Annotated in this window: 19 protein-coding genes; 10 read left to right on the top strand and 9 right to left on the bottom strand. The window is 74.1% G+C overall.

The genetic code is table 11. The features are described 5' to 3' along the window. Positions 1-18 precede the first annotated feature (18 nt). The gene (locus tag ACIGNX_RS22925; protein WP_396542717.1) at positions 19-696 is read right to left on the bottom strand and encodes a helix-turn-helix domain-containing protein; all 678 of its coding nucleotides are present in this window, start codon (positions 694-696) and stop codon (positions 19-21) included. 50 nt (positions 697-746) lie between these two features. Here ACIGNX_RS22925 and ACIGNX_RS22920 point away from each other — a divergent pair, with 50 nt between their 5' ends. After that, positions 747-1,517: an NAD(P)H-binding protein gene (locus ACIGNX_RS22920; RefSeq protein WP_396542716.1), complete on the top strand. Its 771-nt coding sequence runs from the start codon at positions 747-749 to the stop codon at positions 1,515-1,517. A 16-nt stretch (positions 1,518-1,533) separates the two neighbouring features. On the opposite strand, the gene ACIGNX_RS22915 is transcribed toward ACIGNX_RS22920, so the two are convergent. Then, positions 1,534-4,197: an ATP-binding protein gene (locus ACIGNX_RS22915; protein ID WP_396542715.1), complete on the bottom strand. Its 2,664-nt coding sequence runs from the start codon at positions 4,195-4,197 to the stop codon at positions 1,534-1,536. A 427-nt stretch (positions 4,198-4,624) separates the two neighbouring features. Here ACIGNX_RS22915 and ACIGNX_RS22910 point away from each other — a divergent pair, with 427 nt between their 5' ends. The 3 genes from ACIGNX_RS22910 to ACIGNX_RS22900 all read left to right on the top strand — a co-directional run bounded on the left by ACIGNX_RS22910 (position 4,625) and on the right by ACIGNX_RS22900 (position 7,898). After that, positions 4,625-5,146, top strand: coding sequence for a hypothetical protein (locus tag ACIGNX_RS22910; RefSeq protein ID WP_396542714.1), 522 nt, complete (start codon positions 4,625-4,627; stop codon positions 5,144-5,146). 75 nt (positions 5,147-5,221) lie between these two features. Next, positions 5,222-6,514, top strand: a complete 1,293-nt coding sequence (locus tag ACIGNX_RS22905) for a PepSY-associated TM helix domain-containing protein (RefSeq protein ID WP_396542713.1) — start codon at positions 5,222-5,224, stop codon at positions 6,512-6,514. Positions 6,515-6,734: 220 nt separating this feature from the next. After that, complete coding sequence (locus ACIGNX_RS22900) at positions 6,735-7,898, top strand: alginate lyase family protein (protein WP_396542712.1); 1,164 nt, start codon at positions 6,735-6,737, stop codon at positions 7,896-7,898. Positions 7,899-7,972: 74 nt separating this feature from the next. Here ACIGNX_RS22900 and ACIGNX_RS22895 read toward each other — a convergent pair whose 3' ends face one another. Next, positions 7,973-9,301, bottom strand: a complete 1,329-nt coding sequence (locus tag ACIGNX_RS22895) for an isocitrate lyase/phosphoenolpyruvate mutase family protein (protein WP_396542711.1) — start codon at positions 9,299-9,301, stop codon at positions 7,973-7,975. 64 nt (positions 9,302-9,365) lie between these two features. On the opposite strand from ACIGNX_RS22895, the gene ACIGNX_RS22890 reads away from it, so the two are divergent. Further along, positions 9,366-10,046 (top strand): ArsR/SmtB family transcription factor, encoded by a 681-nt coding sequence (locus ACIGNX_RS22890; RefSeq protein ID WP_396542710.1) that lies wholly within the window; start codon positions 9,366-9,368, stop codon positions 10,044-10,046. 12 nt (positions 10,047-10,058) lie between these two features. Here ACIGNX_RS22890 and ACIGNX_RS22885 read toward each other — a convergent pair whose 3' ends face one another. Next, a complete protein-coding gene (locus ACIGNX_RS22885; protein WP_396542709.1) occupies positions 10,059-10,775 on the bottom strand; it encodes a PP2C family protein-serine/threonine phosphatase in 717 nt (238 codons plus the stop codon). Positions 10,776-10,841: 66 nt separating this feature from the next. Next, positions 10,842-11,882 carry an ROK family protein gene (locus tag ACIGNX_RS22880; RefSeq protein WP_396542708.1) on the bottom strand — a complete coding sequence of 347 codons (1,041 nt, stop codon included), beginning with the start codon at positions 11,880-11,882 and terminating at the stop codon, positions 10,842-10,844. Between the two features lie 53 nt (positions 11,883-11,935). On the opposite strand from ACIGNX_RS22880, the gene ACIGNX_RS22875 reads away from it, so the two are divergent. Continuing rightward, a complete protein-coding gene (locus ACIGNX_RS22875) occupies positions 11,936-12,955 on the top strand; it encodes a Gfo/Idh/MocA family oxidoreductase (protein ID WP_396542707.1) in 1,020 nt (339 codons plus the stop codon). Beyond that, positions 12,952-13,413 carry a heme-degrading domain-containing protein gene (locus tag ACIGNX_RS22870; protein WP_396542706.1) on the top strand — a complete coding sequence of 154 codons (462 nt, stop codon included), beginning with the start codon at positions 12,952-12,954 and terminating at the stop codon, positions 13,411-13,413. Before ACIGNX_RS22875 ends, ACIGNX_RS22870 begins: the two co-directional genes overlap by 4 nt. 119 nt (positions 13,414-13,532) lie before the next feature. Here ACIGNX_RS22870 and ACIGNX_RS22865 read toward each other — a convergent pair whose 3' ends face one another. Then, the gene (locus ACIGNX_RS22865) at positions 13,533-14,654 is read right to left on the bottom strand and encodes a serine hydrolase domain-containing protein (RefSeq protein ID WP_396542705.1); all 1,122 of its coding nucleotides are present in this window, start codon (positions 14,652-14,654) and stop codon (positions 13,533-13,535) included. Between the two features lie 269 nt (positions 14,655-14,923). Here ACIGNX_RS22865 and ACIGNX_RS22860 point away from each other — a divergent pair, with 269 nt between their 5' ends. Beyond that, entirely contained in the window at positions 14,924-16,561 is a 1,638-nt protein-coding gene (locus ACIGNX_RS22860; RefSeq protein ID WP_396542704.1) for a glycosyl hydrolase family 18 protein, read from the top strand. 159 nt (positions 16,562-16,720) lie between these two features. Here ACIGNX_RS22860 and ACIGNX_RS22855 read toward each other — a convergent pair whose 3' ends face one another. Next, positions 16,721-18,124 (bottom strand): M14 family zinc carboxypeptidase, encoded by a 1,404-nt coding sequence (locus ACIGNX_RS22855; RefSeq protein WP_396542703.1) that lies wholly within the window; start codon positions 18,122-18,124, stop codon positions 16,721-16,723. Positions 18,125-18,280: 156 nt separating this feature from the next. Here ACIGNX_RS22855 and ACIGNX_RS22850 point away from each other — a divergent pair, with 156 nt between their 5' ends. After that, positions 18,281-18,523, top strand: a complete 243-nt coding sequence (locus tag ACIGNX_RS22850; RefSeq protein WP_396542702.1) for a DUF2630 family protein — start codon at positions 18,281-18,283, stop codon at positions 18,521-18,523. A 61-nt stretch (positions 18,524-18,584) separates the two neighbouring features. Beyond that, on the top strand, positions 18,585-19,397 hold the full coding sequence (locus ACIGNX_RS22845) for a MerR family transcriptional regulator (RefSeq protein WP_396542701.1): 813 nt from the start codon (positions 18,585-18,587) through the stop codon (positions 19,395-19,397). Between the two features lie 7 nt (positions 19,398-19,404). Here the strand turns inward: ACIGNX_RS22845 and ACIGNX_RS22840 are convergent, their stop codons facing one another. Further along, positions 19,405-21,570 carry an ATP-dependent RecD-like DNA helicase gene (locus ACIGNX_RS22840; protein WP_396542700.1) on the bottom strand — a complete coding sequence of 722 codons (2,166 nt, stop codon included), beginning with the start codon at positions 21,568-21,570 and terminating at the stop codon, positions 19,405-19,407. Between the two features lie 20 nt (positions 21,571-21,590). Next, positions 21,591-22,682 carry a hypothetical protein gene (locus ACIGNX_RS22835; protein WP_396542699.1) on the bottom strand — a complete coding sequence of 364 codons (1,092 nt, stop codon included), beginning with the start codon at positions 22,680-22,682 and terminating at the stop codon, positions 21,591-21,593. Positions 22,683-22,708: the final 26 nt, after the last annotated feature.

Genomic DNA, 22,708 nt, shown 5'->3' with positions numbered 1-22,708 from the left:
GTTTTCCGCCCGCGACCGCTAGCAGTACGTCGCCGCGGGCAGGTCCCCCGCCAGGTACGCGCCCGGCGGCACGCCCATCGCGGCCCGGAACTCGCGGGTCAGGTGGGCCTGGTCGTAGTAGCCCAGCTCGGCCGCGAGGCGGGCCCACCCGCCGCGACCGCCCCGCGCCACGACCCGCCGCACCCGGTCCACCCGCGCGTACCGCTTGGGCGACAGCCCGACCGCCCTGGTGAACAGCGTCCGCAGGTGCCGCTCGCTCACGTCCAGCGCCCGCGCCGTCTCCGCGACGCCCCGCGCGCGCAGCAGCCGTGCCGCCGCGTGCACCAGGTCGGAGTGCCTCGGGTCGGTGGCCGCGAGCCGGCTCAGCAGCGCCGACCGCAACGCCTCCTCGTCACCGATCGGGCGGCCCCACAGCTCGCCCAGCGGCACGACCCGGCCGGCCAGCTCGTCCACCGGCACGTCCAGCACCGCCTGCGCCCGGCCCGGCGTCAGCCGCACGACGGTCCGCCGCGCCCGTTGACCGGCCGTGTAGCGGGCCCGGTCGCGCGGGCCCACCACGAACGCGCCCTCCGACGCCGTGCACAGCACCAGCGTGGTGGCCGTGTCCGGTGCGTGGACGAACCTCCCACCCTCGAACCGCTGGGTGCCGATGCCGGCCACCCACGGCCGCAAGCGCTGCTCCACGTCCGACGACAACCGCCGAAACGTCCAAGACCTTCCCGCCCCGCGGGGCCGAGACTCGTCCCATGTTGCTGATCACGGGTGCCACCGGCACCACCGGCCGCGAAGTCGTCCGCCTCCTCGACGACCGCGGCGTCGCGTTCCGCGCCATGTCCCGCACGCCGACCGGCGACCAGGTGCGCGGCGACCACACCGACCCGGCGTCGCTGGACCGGGCGCTGGAGGGCGTGTCCGGGCTGTACCTGGTCGGTCCGGGCACCGCCGACCTGCCCGCCTACGAGTCGGCCGTGCTGGACGCGGCCCGGCGGGCGGGGGTGGCGAAGGTGGTGAAGCTGTCCTCGATCCCCGTCGGCCCGGTCGCCCGGTGGCACGGGCCGGGTGAGGAGGGCGTCCGCGCGTTCCCCGCGTGGGCGGTGCTGCGCGCGAGCCTGTTCGCGTCGAACTCGGCGCAGTGGGCTCCGCTGATCGCCGCGGGCGAGCCGATCCCGAACCCGACGGGCACCGCCCGGCTCGGCGTCGTGGACCCGCGCGACCTGGCCGAGGTGGCGGTGGCGGCGCTGCTCGGCGACCACGGCGGCACGTACACGCTCACCGGCCCGGAACTGCTGGACGTGCCCGAGCAGGTGGCCGTGCTGGCCGACGTCCTCGGCCGCCCGCTGTCCACCGCGGACGTCCCGCCGGACGCGCTGCCGCCTGCCTATGCCGAGGGCGCGCGGGCGGTGCGCGAGGGTGGCGGTTCGGTGCTGTCCGACGACGTGGCCGCGATCCTGGGTCGGCCGCCGCGCGCGTACGCCACCTGGGTCCGCGAGTGCTTCCCGGGGCTCGCGACCACGTAGTCCGCACCGGTACCGGTCAGCCCGACGCGCCCAGCCGCCTGATGCCCTCGCGGGCGATGTCGGTGCGGGAGCGGACGCCCAGCTTCGCCAGCACGTGCGAGACGTGCGTGGCGACCGTGCGGCCGGACAGGAACAGCCGTTCCCCGATCTGCCGGTTCGACAGGCCGGCCACGACCAGCTCGGTGACCTTCAGCTCCATCGGGGTCAGGCTCTCCCACCCGTGCGTGGCCCGCCGGTGCTTGGCGTGCGGGCCGCGCCGGATGCCGTGCTCGCGCAACCGCGCCAGCAGCCGGGTCGAGTCCCAGTCCGCGCCCAGCTCGGCGTGCACGTCCACGGCGTGGCTCAGCGCGGCCCGCGCCGACGTGCGGTCGCCGGCCGAGGCGAACAGCTCCGCGGCCGCCGCCAGCGCCTTGGCCCGGTACAGCGGCCGGCCCGCCACCCGGTACTCCTCGGCCGCGTGCAGCAGGCCGACCGGGTCGGCGGCCACCAGCGCCCGGCAGTACGCGGCGGACGCGCGCCGGTGCGGCACGGCGGGCTCGGCGGCCAGCGCCTCGGCGTGCGCGACGGCGGCGGAGGCGTCCTCGCCCAGCTCGACGGCCAGCCGCACGAAGTCCGGCAGCAGGTCTTCCGCGCAGTCCCAGCCGGTCAGCACCGACCACGCCTCGCGCACCCGCCCGGCCTGCTCCGAAGACAGGCTCACGGCCAGCGCCAACGGCCCGATCACGTGCCCTTCCAGCCCGGTGCCCGCCGCGTCGAGGTGCCGCCGCGCGCCGGCCGCGTCACCGCGGTGCAGGTGGATCAGCGCCGCCACGCCGTGGTCGCAGCGCGACACCATCGGGTGCTTCAGGTCGTCGGCCAGCAGGTCGACGTCGACCAGCGCCTCGTCCCACCGGCCGGCGTCCAGCAGGAGCTGCCCGAGCGCGCTCTGCGCCTGCGCGAGCCGCACGAGGTTGCCGACCTGGTCGGCCGCGTGCCGGACCACCTGGGCGGACGAGATGGCCTCCGCGCCGCGGTCCAGCTCGCCCAGGGTCACGGCCTGGTTGATCTGGAGCAGCAGCCTGAGGTCCGACGTGGCCGGTTCGCCCATGGCCACGGCGAGCGCCCGGTCGAACAGCGGCAGCGCCTCGGCCATCCGGCCCCGGGCCATCGCCACGATGGTGCGCACGTGCAGCGCCCAGCTCGTGGCCCACCGGTCGCCGCCGACCAGCGCGGCCTGCGCGAGCCGTTCGGCGTCGTCCAGCCCGCCGACGTCCCAGTGCGCGCGGGCGGCCAGCACCAGCAGCCTGGCCCGGTCCACCGCCGTGACGTCCGGCGCGGCGAGCGCGCGCTGCACCTCCACCAACGTCTCCGCCGACCGCCCGGTCATGCTGCGGCACTGCGCCAGCGTCCAGTGCAGGTCCACGAGCGTGCCGTGCTCCAGCCCGGCCAGCGCGACGGCCTCCGCGCCGTGGTGGTCGCCCAGCCGGAACCGCGCCTCCGCCAGGTGCGCCAGCAGCACACCGCGCCGCGCGCCCGCGTTCGGCGCGACCACGACCCGGCCGAACAGGTCCACGGCGGCCTCGGGCGCGTGGGCGACGAGCACCGAGCCGTGCTGGACGAGCCAGTCCGTCACCCAGTCGGGCACCCGGTCGTCGGCCGCGAGGAGCTGCCGGGTCACCCGGTCGACGCCCGCGCCCGTGTCGGCCAGCGCCCGCGCCGCCTCGACGTGCCACGCGCCGCGGGCCGCCTCGGGCACCTCGTCGTACAGCGCGGTGCGCACCAGCGGGTGCCGGAACGACAGGCCGGCCGTGCCGTCCACCAGCACGCCGGCCACGGTCGCCTCCTGCAGCGCGGGCAGCAGCTCGACCACGCGCACGCCGAGCACGGCGGCCAGGTCGGCGACCGGGAAGTCCACGCCCAGCAGCGCGGCGGCCACGAGCACGCGCCGCACGTCCGCGCCGAGGAAGCCGATGCGGTCGGCGATCGCGGCCGACAGCGACGGCGGCACACCCGCCGCGACCAGCCGGGCCACGCCGGCGTCCACGACGACCGCCGAGCCGCGCAGCAGCGCCTCGACCAGCTCGACCAGGTAGAGGGGGTTGCCGCCGGCGTCCTCGGCCAGCCGCGCCAGCCCGTCGTCGGGCGTGCCGCCCGCCAACCGCCCGACCAGTTCGGCGACGGCGGAGGGCGCCAGGCGCGCGAGCGGCAGCCGGGCCACGCCCTTGCGCAGCACGGCCAGGTCGTCGCGGCGCGGCAGCGGTCGCAGCACGCCGACCAGCAGCAGGGGCAGCTGCGGCACGAGACCGGCCAGCCGCCGCCACACCGCGACGCTGGCCTCGTCCGCCCACTGCAGGTCGTCCAGCACCAGCACCACCGGGCCGATGGCGCACAGGTCGTCCACGCGGGCCAGCAGGCGCTCGGCGGTGACGGCGGCGCTCTCGGACCGGGCCACGGCGAGCGCGTCGAGCAGCGGCAGCAGCGGGAGGGGGCGGCCCAGCTCGTCGCCCGCGCCCCGGCACACCCGGAACCCGCGGGCCGCCGCGGCGTCGCAGGCCGCGCGGACCAGCGCCGTCTTGCCGATGCCCGGCTCGCCCTCCACGAGCAGCGCGGCGCCCCGCCCCTGGGACAGGTCGTCCACCAACCCCAGGAGGCGGTCCAGCTCGCGCTCGCGGCCCGCGAGACGCACTGTGACGGCGCGCACACCGCGAGAATACGGCGCTAACTCCCGGTTAACAAGATGTTACATTGCGTCGCAATTTACCTGGTCGTCAACCAGTTACCGGATTGTTCACACCGATTTCGCCGCACACCGGTCCGAGGGCTGCCAGGGTAATCGCCGAAATTCCCCCGACCCGTCCACTGGAGAACGCATGCGAATCGCCCGAGTGCTCGTCGCCGCCCTGCTGATCGCGGTCTTCACGACCGCCGCGCAGGTCTCCACCAGCCCGTTCGGTGGGATGCCGTACAACTGACCGGCGATATTCCAACTCGGTCGGAAACATTCCACCCGACGTGTGGTGGGCAACGGCGAATAGGGTCGCCCGGACAACGGAGTCCGGCGAACCCGTCGCCGGTCGCCGAACATTCGTTCTTCTTCAGCCCCGGACGGGCCGCTACGCTCCGGAAGCGTGGCACCGACGCCGACCCGAGGAGCCGCGCGCGCCCTGCGCTGCGGCGCGGTCGGCCTGTCCACCGGCCTGCTGGCCGTGCTCGCCCACGCGAGCGCCGGCGGCCACCTGCCGTCGCTGCCCCACGTGCTGGTGTTCGCGCTGGCCATCGCGTGGACGTGCGTGCCGCTGACCGACCGGCAGCTCGGGTTCGCCGAGCTGCTCGGGCTGGTCGGCGTGGTGCAGGTCGCCGCGCACGTGTTCCTCGCCGTGCTGTCGCGGGAGCCGCGCGAGGTGATGCCCGCGCCGCCCGCGCTGCTGACCCACCTCGTGGCCACGGTGGTCGTCGTGGTCGCCCTCACCGGCTTCGAGCGGGCCGTGTTCCGGCTGGCCGCCGTCGTGGCGGCCGTGCTGCCGCGCCGGCTGGCCCCGCCGCCCGCGTTCGCGCCCCTGCGCATCCCGATCGCCGCCCACCCGCAGCAGCCCCTCTCGGAGGTGCTGCGCCGCCGCGCGCTCCCCCGTCGCGGCCCGCCCCGCTCCTAGGTACCCGCGCTCCCCGACCACCGTCCCGCGTCCGCCGGGACCGGTGGCATCCCCCCGTACCCAGGAGTTGTCCCCATGACCGAGTCCTGGCGCGGCCTCGTGCTGCGCTTCCACTTCTACGCCGGCGTGCTCGTCGGCCCGTTCGTGCTCATCGCCGCCCTCACCGGCGTGCTCTACGCCGCGACGCCGCAACTGGAGTCGTGGCTGTACTCCGACCACCTGCGGGTGCCGGCCGCCACGTCGTCCGTGCCGCTGTCGGAGCAGGTCAAGGCGGCCATGGCCAGCCGACCGGGTGACGTGCCCGCCGCCATCCGGCCCGCGCCCGAACCGGGCGCGACGACCCGCGTGCTCTTCGCCGCCGACGGCGACGCCCGGCCGACCGTGTTCGTCAACCCGGCCGACGGGACCGTGGTCGGCGAGCTGATGACCTACGGCACCAGCGGCGTGCTGCCGCTGCGCACCACGATCGACTCGATCCACCGCAACCTGCTGCTCGGCGAACCCGGCCGGCTCTACAGCGAGCTGGCCGCGTCCTGGCTGTGGGTGGTGGCGCTGGGCGGCGTGTTCCTGTGGTTCAGCCGCCGCCGCGCCCAGCGCACCAGGCCGACCACCCGCCGGCACGCCACCGTCGGGCTGACCGTGCTCGTCGGCGCGCTGTTCCTGTCCGCCACCGGCCTGACCTGGTCCGCCTACGCCGGTGAGAACGTCGCCGACCTGCGGCAGGCGCTCAACTGGTCGACGCCCGCCCTGGAGGGCGGCGGCGACCACGCCGGGCACGACATGACCAACCCCATCCCGCCCTCGCCCGGCCAGGTGGACTCCGTGCTGGCGACCGCCCGCTCGGCGGGCATCGACGCGGGGCTCATCGAGATCACCGTGCCGCCGATGGCCGGCATGGCGTGGAACGTCACCGAGATCGACCGCTCCTGGCCGACCCAGGTCGACGCGGTGTCCGTCAACGGCGGCGAGGTGGTCGACGAGGTGCGGTTCGCCGACTACCCGTTCGCGGCGAAGCTCGCCCGGTGGGGCATCGACGTCCACATGGGCGTGCTGTTCGGCTGGCCCAACCAGCTGCTGATGCTGGCGATCGGCCTCGGTCTGGTGGCGCTCGTGGTCCTCGGCTACCGGATCTGGTGGCTGCGCAGGCCCACGGCCGGCTTCGGCCGGCCGGTGCCGCGCGGCCAGTGGCGCAAGGTGCCGCGGGCGCAGCTCGTCGTGGTGCTCGTGGTGGCCGCGGCCATCGGCTGGTTCCTCCCGCTGCTCGGGCTGAGCCTGCTGGCGTTCCTGGTGGTGGACGCGGTGCTGAGCGCCCGGTCGCGGCGGCGGCGGACGACGTCGGAGGTGGAGTCGTCGCCGGTCGCCGGGTAGCTCGCGCGGCGGTCGGGCCGGGTGCGGCCCAACCTCAACCGGCCCAGCCTCAACCGCGCGCTCCGGTTGACGCTCCCCGCCCGGCCCGGCCGCCTCGGTGCCCGCGTTCCGCCTCCTGTTCCCGGCCGGGAACGCACCCGGCCGGGACCGGACGGCGCGGTCGTTTCACCAGCGTGAACGTTGTTGACGGCTGTGGTCCAGACCACACAAACTCCGTGGCATGGTTGGGAAATCGGTCTTCACCGCCATCGTGGTGGCGGTCGGCTTGGTGGTGGTGCCGGCGCAGTCGACGGCGGCGCCCGCCACGTTCACCCACCCCGGGGTGCTGGTGAGCAAGGGGCAACTGGACTTCGTGCGGGCCAAGGTGAACGCGGGCGCGCAGCCGTGGCGCGGCGCGTACGACCAGATGCTGGCGCACCCGTTCGCGTCGCTGTCGCGGGTGCCGAAACCGCGTGCCGTGGTGGAGTGCGGGTCGTACTCCAACCCCAACTACGGGTGCACCGACGAGCGCGAGGACGCGTTGGCCGCGTACACGTTGTCGTTGGCGTGGTACGTGACGCGGGACGACCGCTACGCCGCGAAGGCGATCGAGATCATGGACGCGTGGTCGGCGACGATCCGCGACCACACCAACAGCAACGCGCCGCTGCAGACCGCGTGGGCCGGGTCGTCGTGGCCGCGCGCGGCGGAGATCATCAAGCACGTGCGCGGGAACTGGCCGAACGCCGACCGGTTCGCCACCATGCTGCGCGACGTGTACCTGCCGGAGGTCGTCGGCGGGCGGCCGGCGACGAACGGCAACTGGGAGCTGTCCATGATGGAGGCGGCGCTCGGGATCTCGGTGTTCCTGGAGGACCGGGCCACGTACGACCGGGCGGTCTCGACCTTCCGCACCCGGCTGCCCGCGTACGTCTACCTGACCACGGACGGCGCGCTGCCGAGAACGCCGCCCGGCAGCGGCATCGACACCCCGGACGAGATCATCTCGTACTGGCACGGGCAGACGACGTTCGTGAACGGGGTGTCGCAGGAGACGTGCCGCGACTTCACCCACACCGGTTACGGCCTGGCCGCCGCCGCGCACATCGCCGAGACGACCCACCACCAGGGCCAGGACCTGTGGGGCGAGGTGAGCGAGCGGTTGCGGCACGCGTACGGCCTGCACTCCCGGTACCAGCTGGAGCCGATGCCGAGCTGGCTGTGCGGCGGCACCCGCACCCAGGCCCTCGGCCCGACCACGGAGGTCGCGTTCAACGCCCTCAACACCCGCCTGGGCATCGCCATGACGAACACCCAGGCCCTGACCGAGCGCCAACGCCCGGCCGGCACCGACCGCCTGTTCGTCGCCTGGGAAACCCTGACCCACGCCACCAACCCCAACTGACCCGCGAGAGTCCTACGTTCACCGCGCGAGAGTCCTACGTTCGCGATGCGTGAGTTGAACGCTCAGCGTTGAACTCACGTGTCCTGAACGTAGGACTCTCGACGCTTGGGCGTTGGACTCTCGAGGGGGAGGTGGTTGGTCTCCTGGTAGGTGGGGAGGTCCGGCGGGGGCGGGGTGCCGGCGCGGACGGCGGCGGCGGTGCGCACGGCGGCGGACAGGGCGGCGCGGAACGGGAGCGAGCCCGTGCTCACCCGCCGCACGCCCAGGTCCCGCAACGTCGGCACGGGCAGGTCCGGCAGCACGTTCAGCGGCACGGGGACCGCCGCGACCGCGGCGGCGATCCCGGCCTCCTCCCGCAACCCCGGGACGAACACGCCGTCCGCCCCCGCCTCCACGTAAGCCGCCGCGCGCACGAGGGTCGACGCCCGGTCCACCCCCAGCCAGTGCGTGTCCACGCGGGCGTTCACGAACAACCCCGGCGCGGCCCTCTTCATCGCGCGCACGACCCGCGCCTGCGCAGCCGGCTCCGCCAGACCCGCGCCCCGCCCGTCCTCCACGTTCACCCCCGCGACCCCCAGCTCCCACAACCGCGCCGCCAGCTCCCCCGGGTCCCCGCCGAACCCGGCCTCCACGTCCACCGTCACCGGCACGGGCAGCCGCACCAGCAGCCGCGCCAACGCCACCGTCTCCTCCCCCGCCACCCCCGCCGCGTCGGGCAGCCCGTGCGCGACCGCCACCCCGAGGCTGGTCGTACCCACCGCCGCGAACCCCGCCCGCACGAACGCCGCCGCCGACGCGAAGTCCCACGCGTTCGGCAGCACCAGGAAGTCCTCGTGCAACCGGTGGAACGCCCGCGACCCCTCCACCAGCGCGAGCGCGTGCTCCCGCCCGGGGCACGCGTGCCGCCCCGCGCCGAACCACGCGTCACGCAGGTCGACCTCCACCTCCGACCCGTCCGGCCCGACCCGCCGCGTCACGGGCACCGGGGGTTCGACCCCCGCGATCAGCGCCCGGGTCGCCGCACCGGCCTGCACCAGCACCCCGATCCGGTTCGCCGTCCCCTCGTCCCACACCCCGCCGCAGGCCGCCACGAGCCGAGCCACCGCCGCGTCCGCCGCCGCGGTGACGGGCACGTGCGGCTGGTAGCACGCGGCCACCGCGGTGACGTCCGGCGCGACGGCCCGGGGCAGCCCCATCGCCTCGGCCAGCACCGCCACCGGGTCGCCGGGCCGCCGCAACGACCCGGGGTCCACCCCGTCCAGCACCCGCGCGACCAGCGCCCGCCGCCGCACGTGGTCCGCCCCCTCGCTGAACCGCGCCACCCCCGCCCGCAACCAGGCCACCCCGCTCGCCGCCGCGGGCACGGGTGGGACCACGTAAGTCGGATCCGCCAAGACGTCCATGCCGCGACCGTAGGCCGCCGTCACTTCGGCGCACGCCGAACCGTCCGCGGCGCACAATGGCCGGGTGGCGGCGGACGACCTGGCGACCCTGGCCGCGCTGCTGGCCGACCGCAGCCGCGCCCGGTTCCTGCTCGCGCTGCTGGACGGCCGGGCGTGGACGTCGGGCGAGCTGGCCCGGGCGGCCGACGTCGCGCCGTCCACGGCCAGCGAGCACCTGACCCGCCTGGTCGCGGGCGGCCTGCTGGTCGAGCACCGCCAGGGCCGCCACCGCTACGTGCGGCTCGCCGGCCCGCGGCAGGCCCGCCTGCTGGAGGACCTGCTCGCCTACCTCGGCCCGACCGACCCGCCGAGGCCGACCCTGGCCGCGGCCACCGCCACCGAGGCGTTGCGCCGGGGCCGGACGTGCTACGACCACCTGGCCGGGCGGCTGGGCGTGGCCATCACCGACGCCATGACGGCCCGCGGGCTGCTCACCGGCGACCTGGCCGTCACCGACGACGGCCTGGCGTGGCTGACGGCGGAACTGGCCTTCGCACCGCCGCCGAGCCGCCGCCCGCTGGCCAGGGCGTGCCTGGACTGGACCGAGCGCCGCTCCCACCTGGCGGGCGCGGCGGGCGCGCACGTGTGCGCCCACCTGCGCGAGCGCGGCTGGGTGCGCGGGATCGGCACGGGCCGCGCCGTGCGGCTCACCCCGGCGGGCGAGACGGCGCTGCGCGACCTGCTGGGCGTCACGCCACCGCCGTGACCGGGGACGGCCCTAGCCCGCGGGCAGCACGTCGATCACGACGCAGGTGATGTTGTCCGGGCCGCCGCGCGCGTTGGCCGCCGCGATCAGCGCCCGCACGGTCTGGTCGCCGTCCGGGTCGGCCGTCAGCAGCTCGGCGATCTCGGCCGCGCTCACCACGTCCGACAGCCCGTCCGAGCAGATCAGGTACCGGTCGCCCGCCTCGACCTGCTGGAAGAACAGGTCGGGGTCGTGCGCGCTGCCCGCCTGCAACGCGCGCATGAGCATGGACCGGCCGGGGTGCTCGGCGGCCTGCTCGGCGGCCATCCGGCCGTCGTCCACCAGCGCCTGCACCATGGTGTGGTCGCGGGTGACCTGGGTCAGCACGCCCGCGCGGATGACGTAGCAGCGCGAGTCGCCGATGTGCCCGACCGCGAACCGCTCGCCGTCCCAGACCAGCGCGGTGAGCGTGGTGCCCATGCCGCGCATGTCGAAGTTCTCCTCGGCCAGGTCGGTCAGCCGGATGGCGATCTCCCGCGCCGCGCCCGCCAGCTCGCCGAGCGGGTCGTCGGCCTCCACGTCGAGGTCGGCCAGCACCGCCACCGCGATCGAACTCGCCACTTCGCCGTACGCGTGCCCGCCCATGCCGTCGGCGACGGCGAACAGGCGTTCGCTGAAGTACACGGAGTCCTCGTTCGCTTCACGGCGCAGGCCGGGGTCGGTGCCGACGGCGTACCGGAGCGCATACATGCCGCACAGTGAATCACCCGCCCGAGTGCCCGTGAGCAGGGCATGTCCAATCGGGGCGGCCGGTGGTCAGCGCGGACGCCCGTAGAACTCGCTCAGCACGAGCATGGCCGCCCCCGCCGCGACCACGTCATCACCCAGCGGGGTGATCGACACGTCCACCGGCAGCCACTCGTCCTTGGGCAGCCGGGCGCGCACGCCCTCGAGGTACGCGGTGGGTTCGGCGAGGACCGCGCGACCGGCCAGCACCACGTGGTCGATGTCGAGCAGCTGCACCAGGTCGGCCACGGCGACGCCCACGACGGACGTGGCCTCGACCAGGTCGCCCCGGGAGGCGGCCAGGTTGTGCAGCGCCTCGATGCACCCGCTGCGCCCGCAGACGCACGGCGGCCCGTCGAGCTGGAGGGTGGTGTGGCCGTACTCGCCCGCGTTCGTGCGCACGCCCCGGTGCACGCGGCCGTCGAGCAGCATCCCGATGCCCAGGCCCGTGCCGACGAGCACGAGCACCGCGTCGCGCAGCTCCTCGCCCCGCCGCCACGCCTCGGCCACGACCGCCGTGTTCGTGTCCTTGTCGAGCACCACGGGCAGGCCGAGCCGTTCCTCGGCCAACGCCCGCAGCGGCACGTCCTGCCACGCCGTCAACCCGGTCGGGTAGTGCACGACGCCGCTGCGGTGGTCGAGCGGGCCGACGAACCCGATGCCGACGCCGAGGAGCCGTTCGCTGCGCAGGCCGTCGACCAGGCGGGTCAGCTCGGCCACGAACGTCGGCGGGTCGAAGTCGGGCGGCAGCGGCGCGACCGCGCGGTCCAGCACGGTGCCGGCGAGGTCGGTGAGCACGACCCGCAGCTCGTCGCGCTCGACCTGCGCGCCGAGCGCGAGGCGGGAGTCGGCGACCAGCTTGAGCAGGGTCCGGGGCTTGCCGACGCCGACGTTGCGGGTGCCGGACTCGACCAGCAGGCCGTCGTCGATGAGCCTGCTCACGACCTTGGACACCGCCTGCGGGGTGAGCCCGCTGCGGTCGGCCAGCTCGACCCTCGTGACGGCTCCGGAACGGGCCAACCCGAGCACCACCGCGTCGTTGTACCCCCGCAGGAAGCGCAAGTTCGCCACGGACCCATCATCGCACCTGGCGTTTATCTACACACCGTTGCTTTAATCGGCACATGCCCCTCCGCACCGGACTGCTCGGCTACGGCATCGCCGGCCGGGTGTTCCACGCACCGCTGATCGCGACGACGCCCGGGCTGGAGCTGAGCGCCGTCGTCACCGCCGACCCGACCCGCCGGGCGCACGCCCGGGCCACCTACCCCGACGTGGCGCTGCCGCACGCGGTGGAGGACCTCTTCGCGCTGGACCTGGACGTCGTCGTGGTCGCCACGCCGAACCGCACGCACGTGCCGCTGGCGCTCGCGGCGGTCGAGGCGGGGCTGGCGGTCGTCGTGGACAAGCCCTTCGCCCCGTCCGCGGCCGACGCCCGCCGGGTGATCCAGGCGGCGGCCTACCGGGACGTGCCCGTGACGGTGTTCCAGAACCGGCGGTGGGACAGCGACTTCCGCACGCTCCGGTCGCTGCTGGCCGAGGGCGCGCTGGGCGAGGTGACGCGGTTCGAGTCGCGGTTCGAGCGCTGGGTGCCCGACGTCTGGGACAACTGGCGGGAGTACAGCGCGCCGGAGGAGGCGGGCGGGCTGCTGTACGACCTCGGCGCGCACCTGGTCGACCAGGCGTTGGAGCTGTTCGGCCCGGTGTCGGCCGTCTACGCGGAGCTGGACCGGCGGCGGGCCGGCGTCGAGGTGGACGACGACGTGTTCGTGGCCCTGACGCACACGAACGGCGTGCGGTCACACCTCTGGGCGAGTTCCGCCGCGCCGCACCACGGACCCCGGCTGCGCGTGCTGGGATCGACCGGCGCGTACGTCTCGCACGGGCTGGACCGGCAGGAGGACGCCCTGGCCGCCGGCAAGCCGTTCGAGGACTTGTCGACCAGCGGCCGGTTGGGGTTGCTGGACGACGCCGAGGAGGTCGTCGGCTTGCCCGGCGCGTACTCGGAGTTCTACCGGCTGCTGGTGACCGCGCTGACCGACGGCGGCCCGCTGCCGGTCGAGCCCGAGTCGGCCGTGCGGTCGCTGGAAGTGATCGAGGCGGCGTTCACCTCCGCCCGGACCGGACAGGTGGTGGCGCTGTGAGCCTGCTGGAGGCGTTGGCCGAGCAGGAGGCCCGGCTGGTGTTCACGTCGTTCGACAACGACGTCGCGCTGGCCCTGGGCGCGTTCCTGCTCGAAGCCGCCCGCGAGCGCTCGCTGCCCGTGACGATCTCCGTGCGGCGGGGCCGGCAGCGGCTGTTCCACGCCGCGCTGCCGGGCACGTCGGCGGACAACGACGAGTGGATCGACCGCAAGAGCCGGGTCGTGGACCGGTACGGGCAGAGCTCCTACCGGGTCGGTGAGGGCTTCCGCGCCAAGGGCTCCACGTTCGAGGCCGACTCGCGCCTGGACCCCGACCGCTACGCGGCGCACGGCGGCGTGTTCCCGGTCAACGTCGCCGGCGTCGGCCTCGTCGGCACGGTCGGCGTCTCCGGCCTGCCGCAGGCCGAGGACCACGCGTTCGTCGTGGAGCAGCTCGAGCGGTTCCTCGCCACCCGATGACCCCGGGCGCGCAGGCCACCGCCCGGCCGACGCGCCCGTGCCGGCCGACGCGTCTCGCCCCGGACGCGCCGGCGGAGGGTGGTGAGGGGCTTCCCCACCCCCGGAAGCCCCTCACCACCTCAGCAGAACACCTCGTTCAGCAGCTCCTCGACGCCCGTGACGGCGCCGGGGTCGGGCGCGGAGGTCACGGACGCCGTCAGGCGGGTCTTCGCGTCCGGGGTGCCGACCATCAGGCTGGAGTAGCCCGGGATGTCACCGCCGTGACCCCACACCGTGACGCCGCACGGCAGCTGGGTCGCCTCGACGCCGAGGCCGTAGCCGTTGCTGATCGGGGTGGTCGACGTCAGCTCGGCCTGCTGCGCCGGGCGGAGCAGGCGGCCGGCCAGCAGCGCGTCCAGGAACCGGTCGAGGTCCGCCGTCGTGGAGATCATCTCGCCCGCGGCGGAGGCGACCGACGGGTTCAGCTCGGTGATGTCCACGACCTGCCCGCCCGCCCGGACGTACCCGTGGGCGTGCGGGCCGGGGACGTCGGTGCGCGTGCCGGGCAGGAACGTCGACCGCAGGCCCAGCGGCCGCAGGACGCGCTGCGCCACGGCCTCCCGGTACGGCCGACCGGTGACCTCCTCCACCAGCATCCCGGCCACGACGTAGTTCGTGTTCGAGTAGCGCCAGCCCGTGCCCGGCTCGAAGTCCAGCGGCCGGGCGGTGGACAGGGCGACCAGCTCGGCCGGCGTCCACGTCCGGTACCGGTTGGCCAGCAGGCCGTCCGGGTCGAGCGGCAGCGCTGCGGTGTAGTTGTAGAGCCCGCTGGTGTGCTGCAACAGGTGCCGCACGGTGATCCGGTCGCCCTGCGGGAGCAGCCCCGGCAGGTACCGCTGCACGGGCGCGTCCAGCTCGACCCGGCCCTCGCCGACGAGCTGGAGCACGACCGTCGACACGAACGTCTTGGTGATGCTCCCGACCCGGAACCGGCCGTCGGTCGGCACGGGCCGCGGCGAGCCGACCTCGGCCGTGCCGGCGCGGGCGGTCCACTGCCGCCGCCCGTCGGTGATCCGGACCTGGACCCCCTGCGCCCCCGTGCGCGCCATCTCGTCCACGGCCCGCTGGACGACCTGCCGGTCGACCCGGCCCGCCCGGTCGGCCGGCGGTTCGGCCACCGCCGTGCCCCCGGTGCCCACGACCGCCAGCCCCACGACCGCCGACCCCACGATGGCGGCCAGGGCGGTTCCCCTCTTGCCCATCGACGAACTCCTGCCTGTCGGATGCGTCGAGTCCCCCTCGACGGCACCGAGTCTGGCGGCACGGCGGGCGGCGCACGTCGGACCCAGGTCTGGGTCCCGATCAGACTTTCGACCGACCCACCCCTAGTGGTCGATCGTGTTCGGAACCGGTTCCGAAAGGTTTCCCACTACTCCGTTCGAGTGACACAAATGGTCTAGACCTTGACCGTGAAGTGGTCTGAACCACATGGTGGCCTCAACCCTGCACTCCTTTCCTGACAAGGAGCACGATGTCCAAGATCCGATGGCATGTCACAGCGTTGTTCGTGGCGGTTGCCACGTTGGTGGTGGGCCTGGTCGTCGCACCCGCGGCCAGTGGCGCGGGCGGCGTCTCGGCCACCTTCAGCAAGGGCTCGGACTGGGGCACCGGGTACGAGGGCAAGTACACCATCAAGAACGGCAGCACCGCCGCCCTGACCTCGTGGACGGTCGAGTTCGACCTGCCCGCCGGTCACAAGGTCAGCTCCGTGTGGGACGCCTCCTACACCACCAGCGGCCAGCACGTGACGGTCAAGAACACGTGGAACGGCAACGTGGGCGTGGGCGCGTCGGTGAGCTTCGGCTTCAACGTGGCCTACTCCGGCGCGTTCAGCGGCCCGGCCAACTGCAAGCTGAACGGCGCGTCGTGTGACGCCGGGGGCACCAACCCGACGACGACCACGACCACGTCGACCACCACGTCCACGACGACGACCACGACGACCACCTCCACCACCACTTCCACGACGACCACGAGCAACCCGCCCGTGGGCGCGCGGAAGAACCTGGGCTACTTCACCCAGTGGGGCGTCTACGGTCGCCAGTACTTCGTCAAGAACATCCACACCTCCGGCTCGGCCGCGAAGCTGACGCACATCAATTACGCGTTCGGCAACGTGCAGAACGGCCAGTGCACCATCGGTGACGCGTACGCCGACTACGACATGGCCTACACCGCGGCGAACTCCGTCGACGGCGTCGCCGACACGTGGGACACCGGCGCGCTGCGCGGCTCGTTCAACCAGCTGCGCAAGCTCAAGAAGATGTACCCGAACCTGAAGGTGCTGTGGTCGTTCGGCGGCTGGACCTGGTCCGGCGGCTTCGGCCAGGCGGCGCAGAACCCGGCCGCGTTCGCCGACTCGTGCTACAAGCTGGTCGAGGACCCGCGCTGGGCGGACGTGTTCGACGGCATCGACATCGACTGGGAGTACCCGAACGCCTGCGGCCTGACCTGCGACACCAGCGGCTTCGGCTCGTTCAAGACGCTGACCCAGGCGCTGCGCAGCCGGTTCGGCTCGAACAACCTGATCACCGCCGCCATCACGGCGGACGGCTCCAACGGCGGCAAGATCGACGCGGCCGACTACGGCGGCGCGGCGCAGTACCTCGACTGGTACAACGTCATGACCTACGACTACTTCGGCGCGTGGGCGGCGAAGGGCCCGACGGCTCCGCACTCGCCCCTGACCTCGTACGCGGGCATCCCGACCGAGGGCTTCAACTCCGACGCGGCGATCCAGAAGCTGAAGAGCAAGGGCGTGCCGTCGGCCAAGCTGCTGCTGGGCATCGGCTTCTACGGCCGCGGCTGGACCGGCGTCACCCAGGCCGCCCCGGGCGGCGCGGCGACCGGCGCGGCCCCCGGCACGTACGAGGCGGGCATCGAGGACTACAAGGTCCTCAAGACCAAGTGCCCCGCCACCGGCACGATCGCGGGCACGGCGTACGCGTACTGCGGCAACGAGTGGTGGAGCTACGACACCCCGGCCACCATCGGCGGCAAGATGAGCTACGCCAAGACCCAGGGCCTGGGCGGCGCGTTCTTCTGGTCGCTCGACGGCGACACCTCGAACGGTGAGCTGGTCACCGCGATGGGCAACGGCCTGAAGTAACCCCGGCACCACCTCGGAGGGCCCTGCGGGCATCGCGCCCGCAGGGCCCTTCGCCGTCCTGAGCGTTGAACTCGGGGGTCGCCGACGTAGGACTCTCGCGCTCCGAACGTAGGACTCTCGGGACCTGAACGTAGGACTCTCGGGACCCGGAGGTACGACTCACGCGGGTGGGGCGTAGGGGTCGGCGGCCCTCTTGGCGGCGTAGGTCAGCATCGGCCCGACCTTCGGCCAGAAGGTCGAGGTCTGGCACGAGTAGGTCGGGAAGAACCCGGAGCACGACCCCGAGGCCGGGCCGACCTCCCACACGAACGACGCCACGCCCAGCTCGTCGTACACCCAGTCGTCCGTCCCGCCGGCCGCGTCGTAGAGCACCTCGCCGGGCTGCCCGTACTTCCAGCCGCCCGCCAGCGCGGCCAGGTCCTTCGCCATCGCCCGCAGCGGCGCGTCGTTGCCCGTCTTGTACGAGGTCGTCCACCCCCACGGGAACAGCACCAGGTTGGCGTAGCTGTGCAGGGACACCACGACACCGGTCGTGTCGGCTGGTGCGGCGTCGGTGGTGCCCGTGCCCCGGCGGTCGCGGTAGAGGCCGCGCCACAGCGCCTGGAGCGCCTTGGTCTCCACCTCGGAGTTGGCCGACGGCCCCTTGTAGGTCTGGTCGCACGGCCTGGCCGACGTGCCCGTGCCGCCCCAGTGGGAGTCGGTGTTGCGGTTGAGGTCGACGCCGACCTGGGACGACGACGAGCCGGAGCAGTTCGACCCGTTCGCGGTGTTGGCGTTCTTGCGCTGGTAGCGCGGCGAGTTCCCGCCCTGCTGCACGACGTCCACGCCGTCGGGGTTGGCGATCGGCACGACCCACACCTCGGTGCTGTCCAGCAGCGCGGTGACCTCGGGGTCGGTCCCGTAGCCCGCGGTGAGGTGGTCGATCCACCGCCACGCCACGTCACCGGTGGTGATCTCGCGGGCGTGCAGCTGGCCCAGCACGAAGAACCGGGGCTTGGGCGCGGACGGGTCCACCGCGCAGTCGCCGGCGTTCCTCTTGGTGAGGCAGATCACCCGCAGGTCGTAACCGCCCGAGCCCTGCGTCCTGCGCCACGAGTCGCCGTAGTCCACGACCGCGGCGAGGCCCGGGTACCGCTGCGCGACCTGGTCGAGGTGCGCCCACTGGGCGTTGACCGTGTGGTAGCCGCCGAAGTAGGTCTCGTCCACGTCGGCCGCCGACGACCGCGACCGGCCCGGCGGCCGCCACCGGGCCGGGGGCAGCACCTCGTCCACGACCGCGCTGAACCCGGTTTCCCCGATCCGCGCGCCGGTGCCCGCGTCACCGAGCACGAACAGGTCGTCGCCGTCGCGGTGCTCCAGCACGTCGAAGCCGCGGTCGAGCAGGTCCCGGGCGGCGTCGCCGAGGGGCGCCCGGACCCGGTAGACGTAGGTCGGCCCGGCCGCCGCCCCGGGAGCGGCACCGGGGGCGGGGCCGGCGGTCCCCGGGGTGCTCCCGGTGATCACCGCGGCCACCGCGGCGCCGGCGGCGGCCAGCGCCAGCGCGGAACGTCTGGTCGGTTTCACGGCTGTTCCCTCCTCGCCACGGTCGAGCAGCAGGAGGATGCGGGACGGGCCGGGCGCCCGCACGTCCGCGATCCGGCCGTCGCCGAGCGTCACGGGGGCGGGTTTCGGTCGCGCACCGGGAGGTACCCGGCCCTTGGTCCGGATGGAGGAGGAGTCGTGACGGACGAGGAACTGGTCGCACGAATCACCCAGCTGGTTGACGAAGAGCACCGGTTGGAGGGGTCACGCATCGGGGAGGGTCTCAGCGAGGGCGACGTCCGGCGGCTGCGCGACCTCGAAGTCGCCCTGGACCAGACGTGGGACCTGCTGCGCCAGCGGCGCGCCCGGCGCGCGGCGGGCATGGACCCCGACGCCGCCGAGCCCCGCCCGCCCGGCACCGTGGAGAACTACCGCCAGTGAACCGGGTGTTGACCCGTCCCCTGGGTCCGGCCGCAGGGTCGTCGCCGTGGAGGATGTGGCGGTGGCGCGATTGCTGGGCATCGGCGAGTTCGCCCGCCGGTCGCGCCTGTCGGTGAAGGCGCTGCGGCTGTACGAGCGCCAGGGCCTGCTGCGGCCGGTCGAGGTCGACCCGGGCAACGGCTACCGGCGCTACGGCGAGGAGCAGCTCGCCACCGCGCGCCTGGTGGCGCTGCTGCGCCGGCTCGACATGCCGCTCGCGGACGTCGCCCGCATCGTCGCCGCGCCCGAGGCCGGGCGGGCCGACCTGCTCGCCGGGTACTGGGCCGGGGTCGAGCACCGGGTGGCCGTGCAACGCGGCCTGGCCGCCCACCTCCGCGTCGTGCTGTCCGGAGGGAAGGGGTTGTTGGAGATGTACGAGGTCGAGCAGCGCGAGGTGCCCGAGCAGGTCGTCCTGACCGAGCAGCGGCACCTGCTGCAACCCGCGCTCGTGGAGTGGCTGCGCTCGTCGCTGGACCGGCTGGTGCGGGCGGCGGGCGAGCACGGTGGCGCGTCCGCCGCGCCGTTCGTCGTCTACCACGGCGAGGTCAACGAGGACAGCGACGGGCCGGTGGAGGCGTGCGTGCCGATCGCCGCGGCGGAACCGCCGGACGGCGTCGCGGCCCGGGTCGAGCCGGCGCACCGGGAGGCGTACGTGCGGCTGACCAAGGCGCAGGTGGCGTTCCCGCAGATCCTCTCCGCCTACGACGCCGTCGCCGCGTGGATCAAGGAGAACGGGCACGCGGTCCACGACGCGCCGCGCGAGGTCTACTTCGCGGACTTCGCCGCGGCGGGCCCGGACGACGAGGTCTGCGACATCGCCTTCCCGATGCGGTAGGCGGGCCTCAGACCAGGCGGCCGAGCCGGTGGTCCAGCGCCGTGTGGCGCCGTCCCGCGCCCACGGTGCGGACCGCCTGGCCGATCGCCTTGCGCGACCCGACCAGCACGACGAGCTTCTTGGCCCGCGTCACCGCCGTGTACAGCAGGTTGCGCTGGAGCATCATCCACGCACTCGTCGTGATTGGGATGACGACGCACGGGTACTCACTGCCCTGTGAGCGGTGAATCGTCATGGCGTAGGCGTGGGTCAGCTCGTCCAACTCGCCGAACTCGTAGTCCACGTCCTCTTCCTCGTCGGTCCGAACGGTCAGCCTCTGCTCCACGACGTCAATCGCCGTGACGACGCCCAGCGTGCCGTTGAAGACGTTCTTCTCGTAGTTGTTGCGCATCTGGGTCACCTTGTCGCCGACCCGGAACACCCGACCGCCGAACCGGCGTTCCGGCCGGTCCGGTGTGGACGGTGTCAGGGCCTCCTGCAGCAACGCGTTCAGCCCGCCCGCGCCCGCCGGCCCCCGGTGCATCGGCGCGAGCACCTGCACGTCCGTGCGGGGCGCCAGCCCGAACTTGCGCGGGATGCGGTTGGCGACGACGTCGACCACCAGTGCCGCCGCGTCCTCGGCCTCCTCCGCGGGGAAGAGGAAGAAGTCGGGCAGCCCCCGCACGACGGGGTGCTCGCCGTTGTTGATCCGGTGGGCGTTGGTCACCACGCCGGACTGCTGCGCCTGCCGGAAGATGTGCGTGAGGCGGACGTTCGGGATCGGGCTGCCGGTGGCCAGCACGTCCCGCAGCACCTCCCCCGCGCCGACGGACGGCAACTGGTCGACGTCGCCGACCAGCAGCAGGTGCGCGCCCGGTGCGACGGCCTTGACCAGCTTGTTCGCCAGCAGCAGGTCCAGCATCGACGCCTCGTCCACGACGACGAGGTCCGCGTCGAGCGGCCGGTCGCGGTCGTAGGCGGCGTCACCGCCGGGCTTGAGCTCCAGCAGCCGGTGCACGGTGCTCGCCTCGTGGCCGGTCAGCTCGGTGAGCCGCTTGGCGGCCCGGCCGGTCGGCGCGGCCAGCACCACCTTCGCGCCCTTGGCCGCGGCCAGCTTCACGACCGACCGCACGGTGAAGCTCTTGCCGCACCCCGGACCGCCGGTCAGCACGGCGACCTTGCTGGTCAGCGCGAGGCGGACGGCGTCGCGCTGCCGGTCCTCCAGCGACGCGCCGAGCCACCCGAACGCGCGGTCCCAGTCGACGGACCGAAACGCGGGCAGGCGCTCCTCCTCGGTCCGCAGCAGGCGCAGGAGCTGGTTGGCCAGGGAGACCTCGGCGCGGTGGAACGCGACCAGGTAGATGCCCGGCTCGCCGTCCGGCATGACCTCGCGGACCACGCCCTCCTCGGCGACCAGCTCGGCCAGGCAGTCGATCACCAGCCCCGCGTCGACCTGGAGGATCTTGATCGCCTCGCCGATGAGCGCGTTCTCGGGCAGGTAGCAGTTGCCGTCGTTGGTGGCCTCGGAGAGCGTGAACTGCAGCCCCGCCTTCACCCGCTGCGGGCTGTCGTGCGGGATGCCCACCGCCTTCGCGATCTGGTCGGCGGTGCGGAAGCCGATGCCCCACACGTCGTTGGCGAGCCGGTAGGGCTCCTCGCGGACGACGTCGATCGCCTTGTCCTGGTACTGCTTGTAGATGCGCACGGCCAGGGACGTCGACACGCCGACGCCCTGGAGGAAGACCATCACCTCCTTGATGGCCTTCTGCTCCTCCCACGCGGCCGCGATCAGCCTGGTGCGCTTCGGCCCGAGCTTCGGCACCTCGATCAGGCGCTGCGGCTCGTGCTCGATGACGTCCAGCGCGCCCACGCCGAAGTGGGTGACGATCCGGTCGGCCAGCACCGGGCCGATGCCCTTGATCAGGCCGGAGCCGAGGTAGCGGCGGATGCCCTGCACGGTGGCGGGCAGGACGGTCGTGTAGTCCTCCACGTGGAACTGCCTGCCGTACTGCGGGTGGGAGCCCCAGCGGCCGCGCATCCGGATCGACTCGCCGGGCTGCGCGCCGAGCAGCGACCCGACCACCGTGACCAGGTCACCGCCGCGGCCGGGGTCGACGCGGGCGACCGTGTACCCGGTCTCCTCGTTGGCGAACGTGATCCGCTCCAGCACCGCCTCCAGGACCGCGTCAGCCACCCGGTCAGCCTAGGGCGCGCTCACGGCCAGAGCAGCGGCCGCCCGCCGTACTCGCCGACCACGACACCGTGCCCGTTGACGCCCTGGGCGAAGCCGTAGGTCCCGGAGGGCACCGGCAACAGCTCGACCCGACCGTCCGGCGACCACCTGACGGGCCGGTTGTACCGGCTGATCGCCGTGCCCGCGGCCACCCCGCGGTCGTTGAGCCGCGTCACCTCGCCCGCGGCGTACCCGGTCGGCAGGGGCATGATCGCCACCCCGCCGTCGGCCGCCCACCGCACCGGCTTGCCGTTCACCGTGCCGTACGCGGTGCCGTCCGCGGCGACCGCGAGCAGGGTGCTGAAGCCCTGCGGCGTCGGCACCTCGGCGAGGACCGGGCCGTCCCACCGCACGCCGTACCCCGTGCGGTCGTCGCGCTGGACGTCGCCGACGACGTAGCGGCCCTCGACCTGCGCGACGGCGGAGTGCGTCGCGCCGGGCACCGCACCCAGCTCCGTGAGCACGCCGTCGTCCCAGCGCACGTAGTGGGCCACGTCGTCGGCGGTGGTGGTGATGCCCGCGATCGCCCCGGCCTCGTCGATCGCGGTGGCCTCGGTCGCCGGTCCGAGGCCGGGCAGCACCGTCGCGGTCCCGTCGCGGTCCCAGCGCAGGGCGCGGCGGGTTCCGGTCCGGTGGTCGCCGCTGTAGCCGACGACCGTGCCGCTGCCGTTCACCGCGACGGCGAAGCCGTAGGTGTCGCCCGCGGGGACGTCGAGGACGGTCGCCGAACCGTCGGGGTGCCACTTGGTGGCCTGCGCCCAGCGGTCCGCCGTGCTGGTGTTGCCGTACGCCGCGCCGTCCGCGTCGACGCCGAACACCCGGCCGGGGTTGGCACCGGCCGGCGGGACCAGCTCGGAGATCCGGCCCTCCGCGTCCCACCGCACCTGCCGCGTCCGCCCGTCCGCCGCCGTGGAGCGGCCGACGACCACCCCGGCGTCGTTGATCGCGAGCGCGGTCCCCTTGGTGCCCCCGGGCAGCAGGGCGAGTTCCACCACGCCCGGCTCCGCCTGCGCGGCGGGCGCGCCGGACACCGCCGAGACGAACGCCAACGCCACGCCGAACGTCCTCCGCACGACCAGACCTCCTCGTCGAAGCCCCG

Origin of the sequence: Actinosynnema sp. NPDC053489, assembly GCF_044544865.1 — a bacterium.
Lineage (GTDB): Bacteria > Actinomycetota > Actinomycetes > Mycobacteriales > Pseudonocardiaceae > Actinosynnema.
This window is presented reverse-complemented; position numbering and strand designations above follow the sequence as displayed.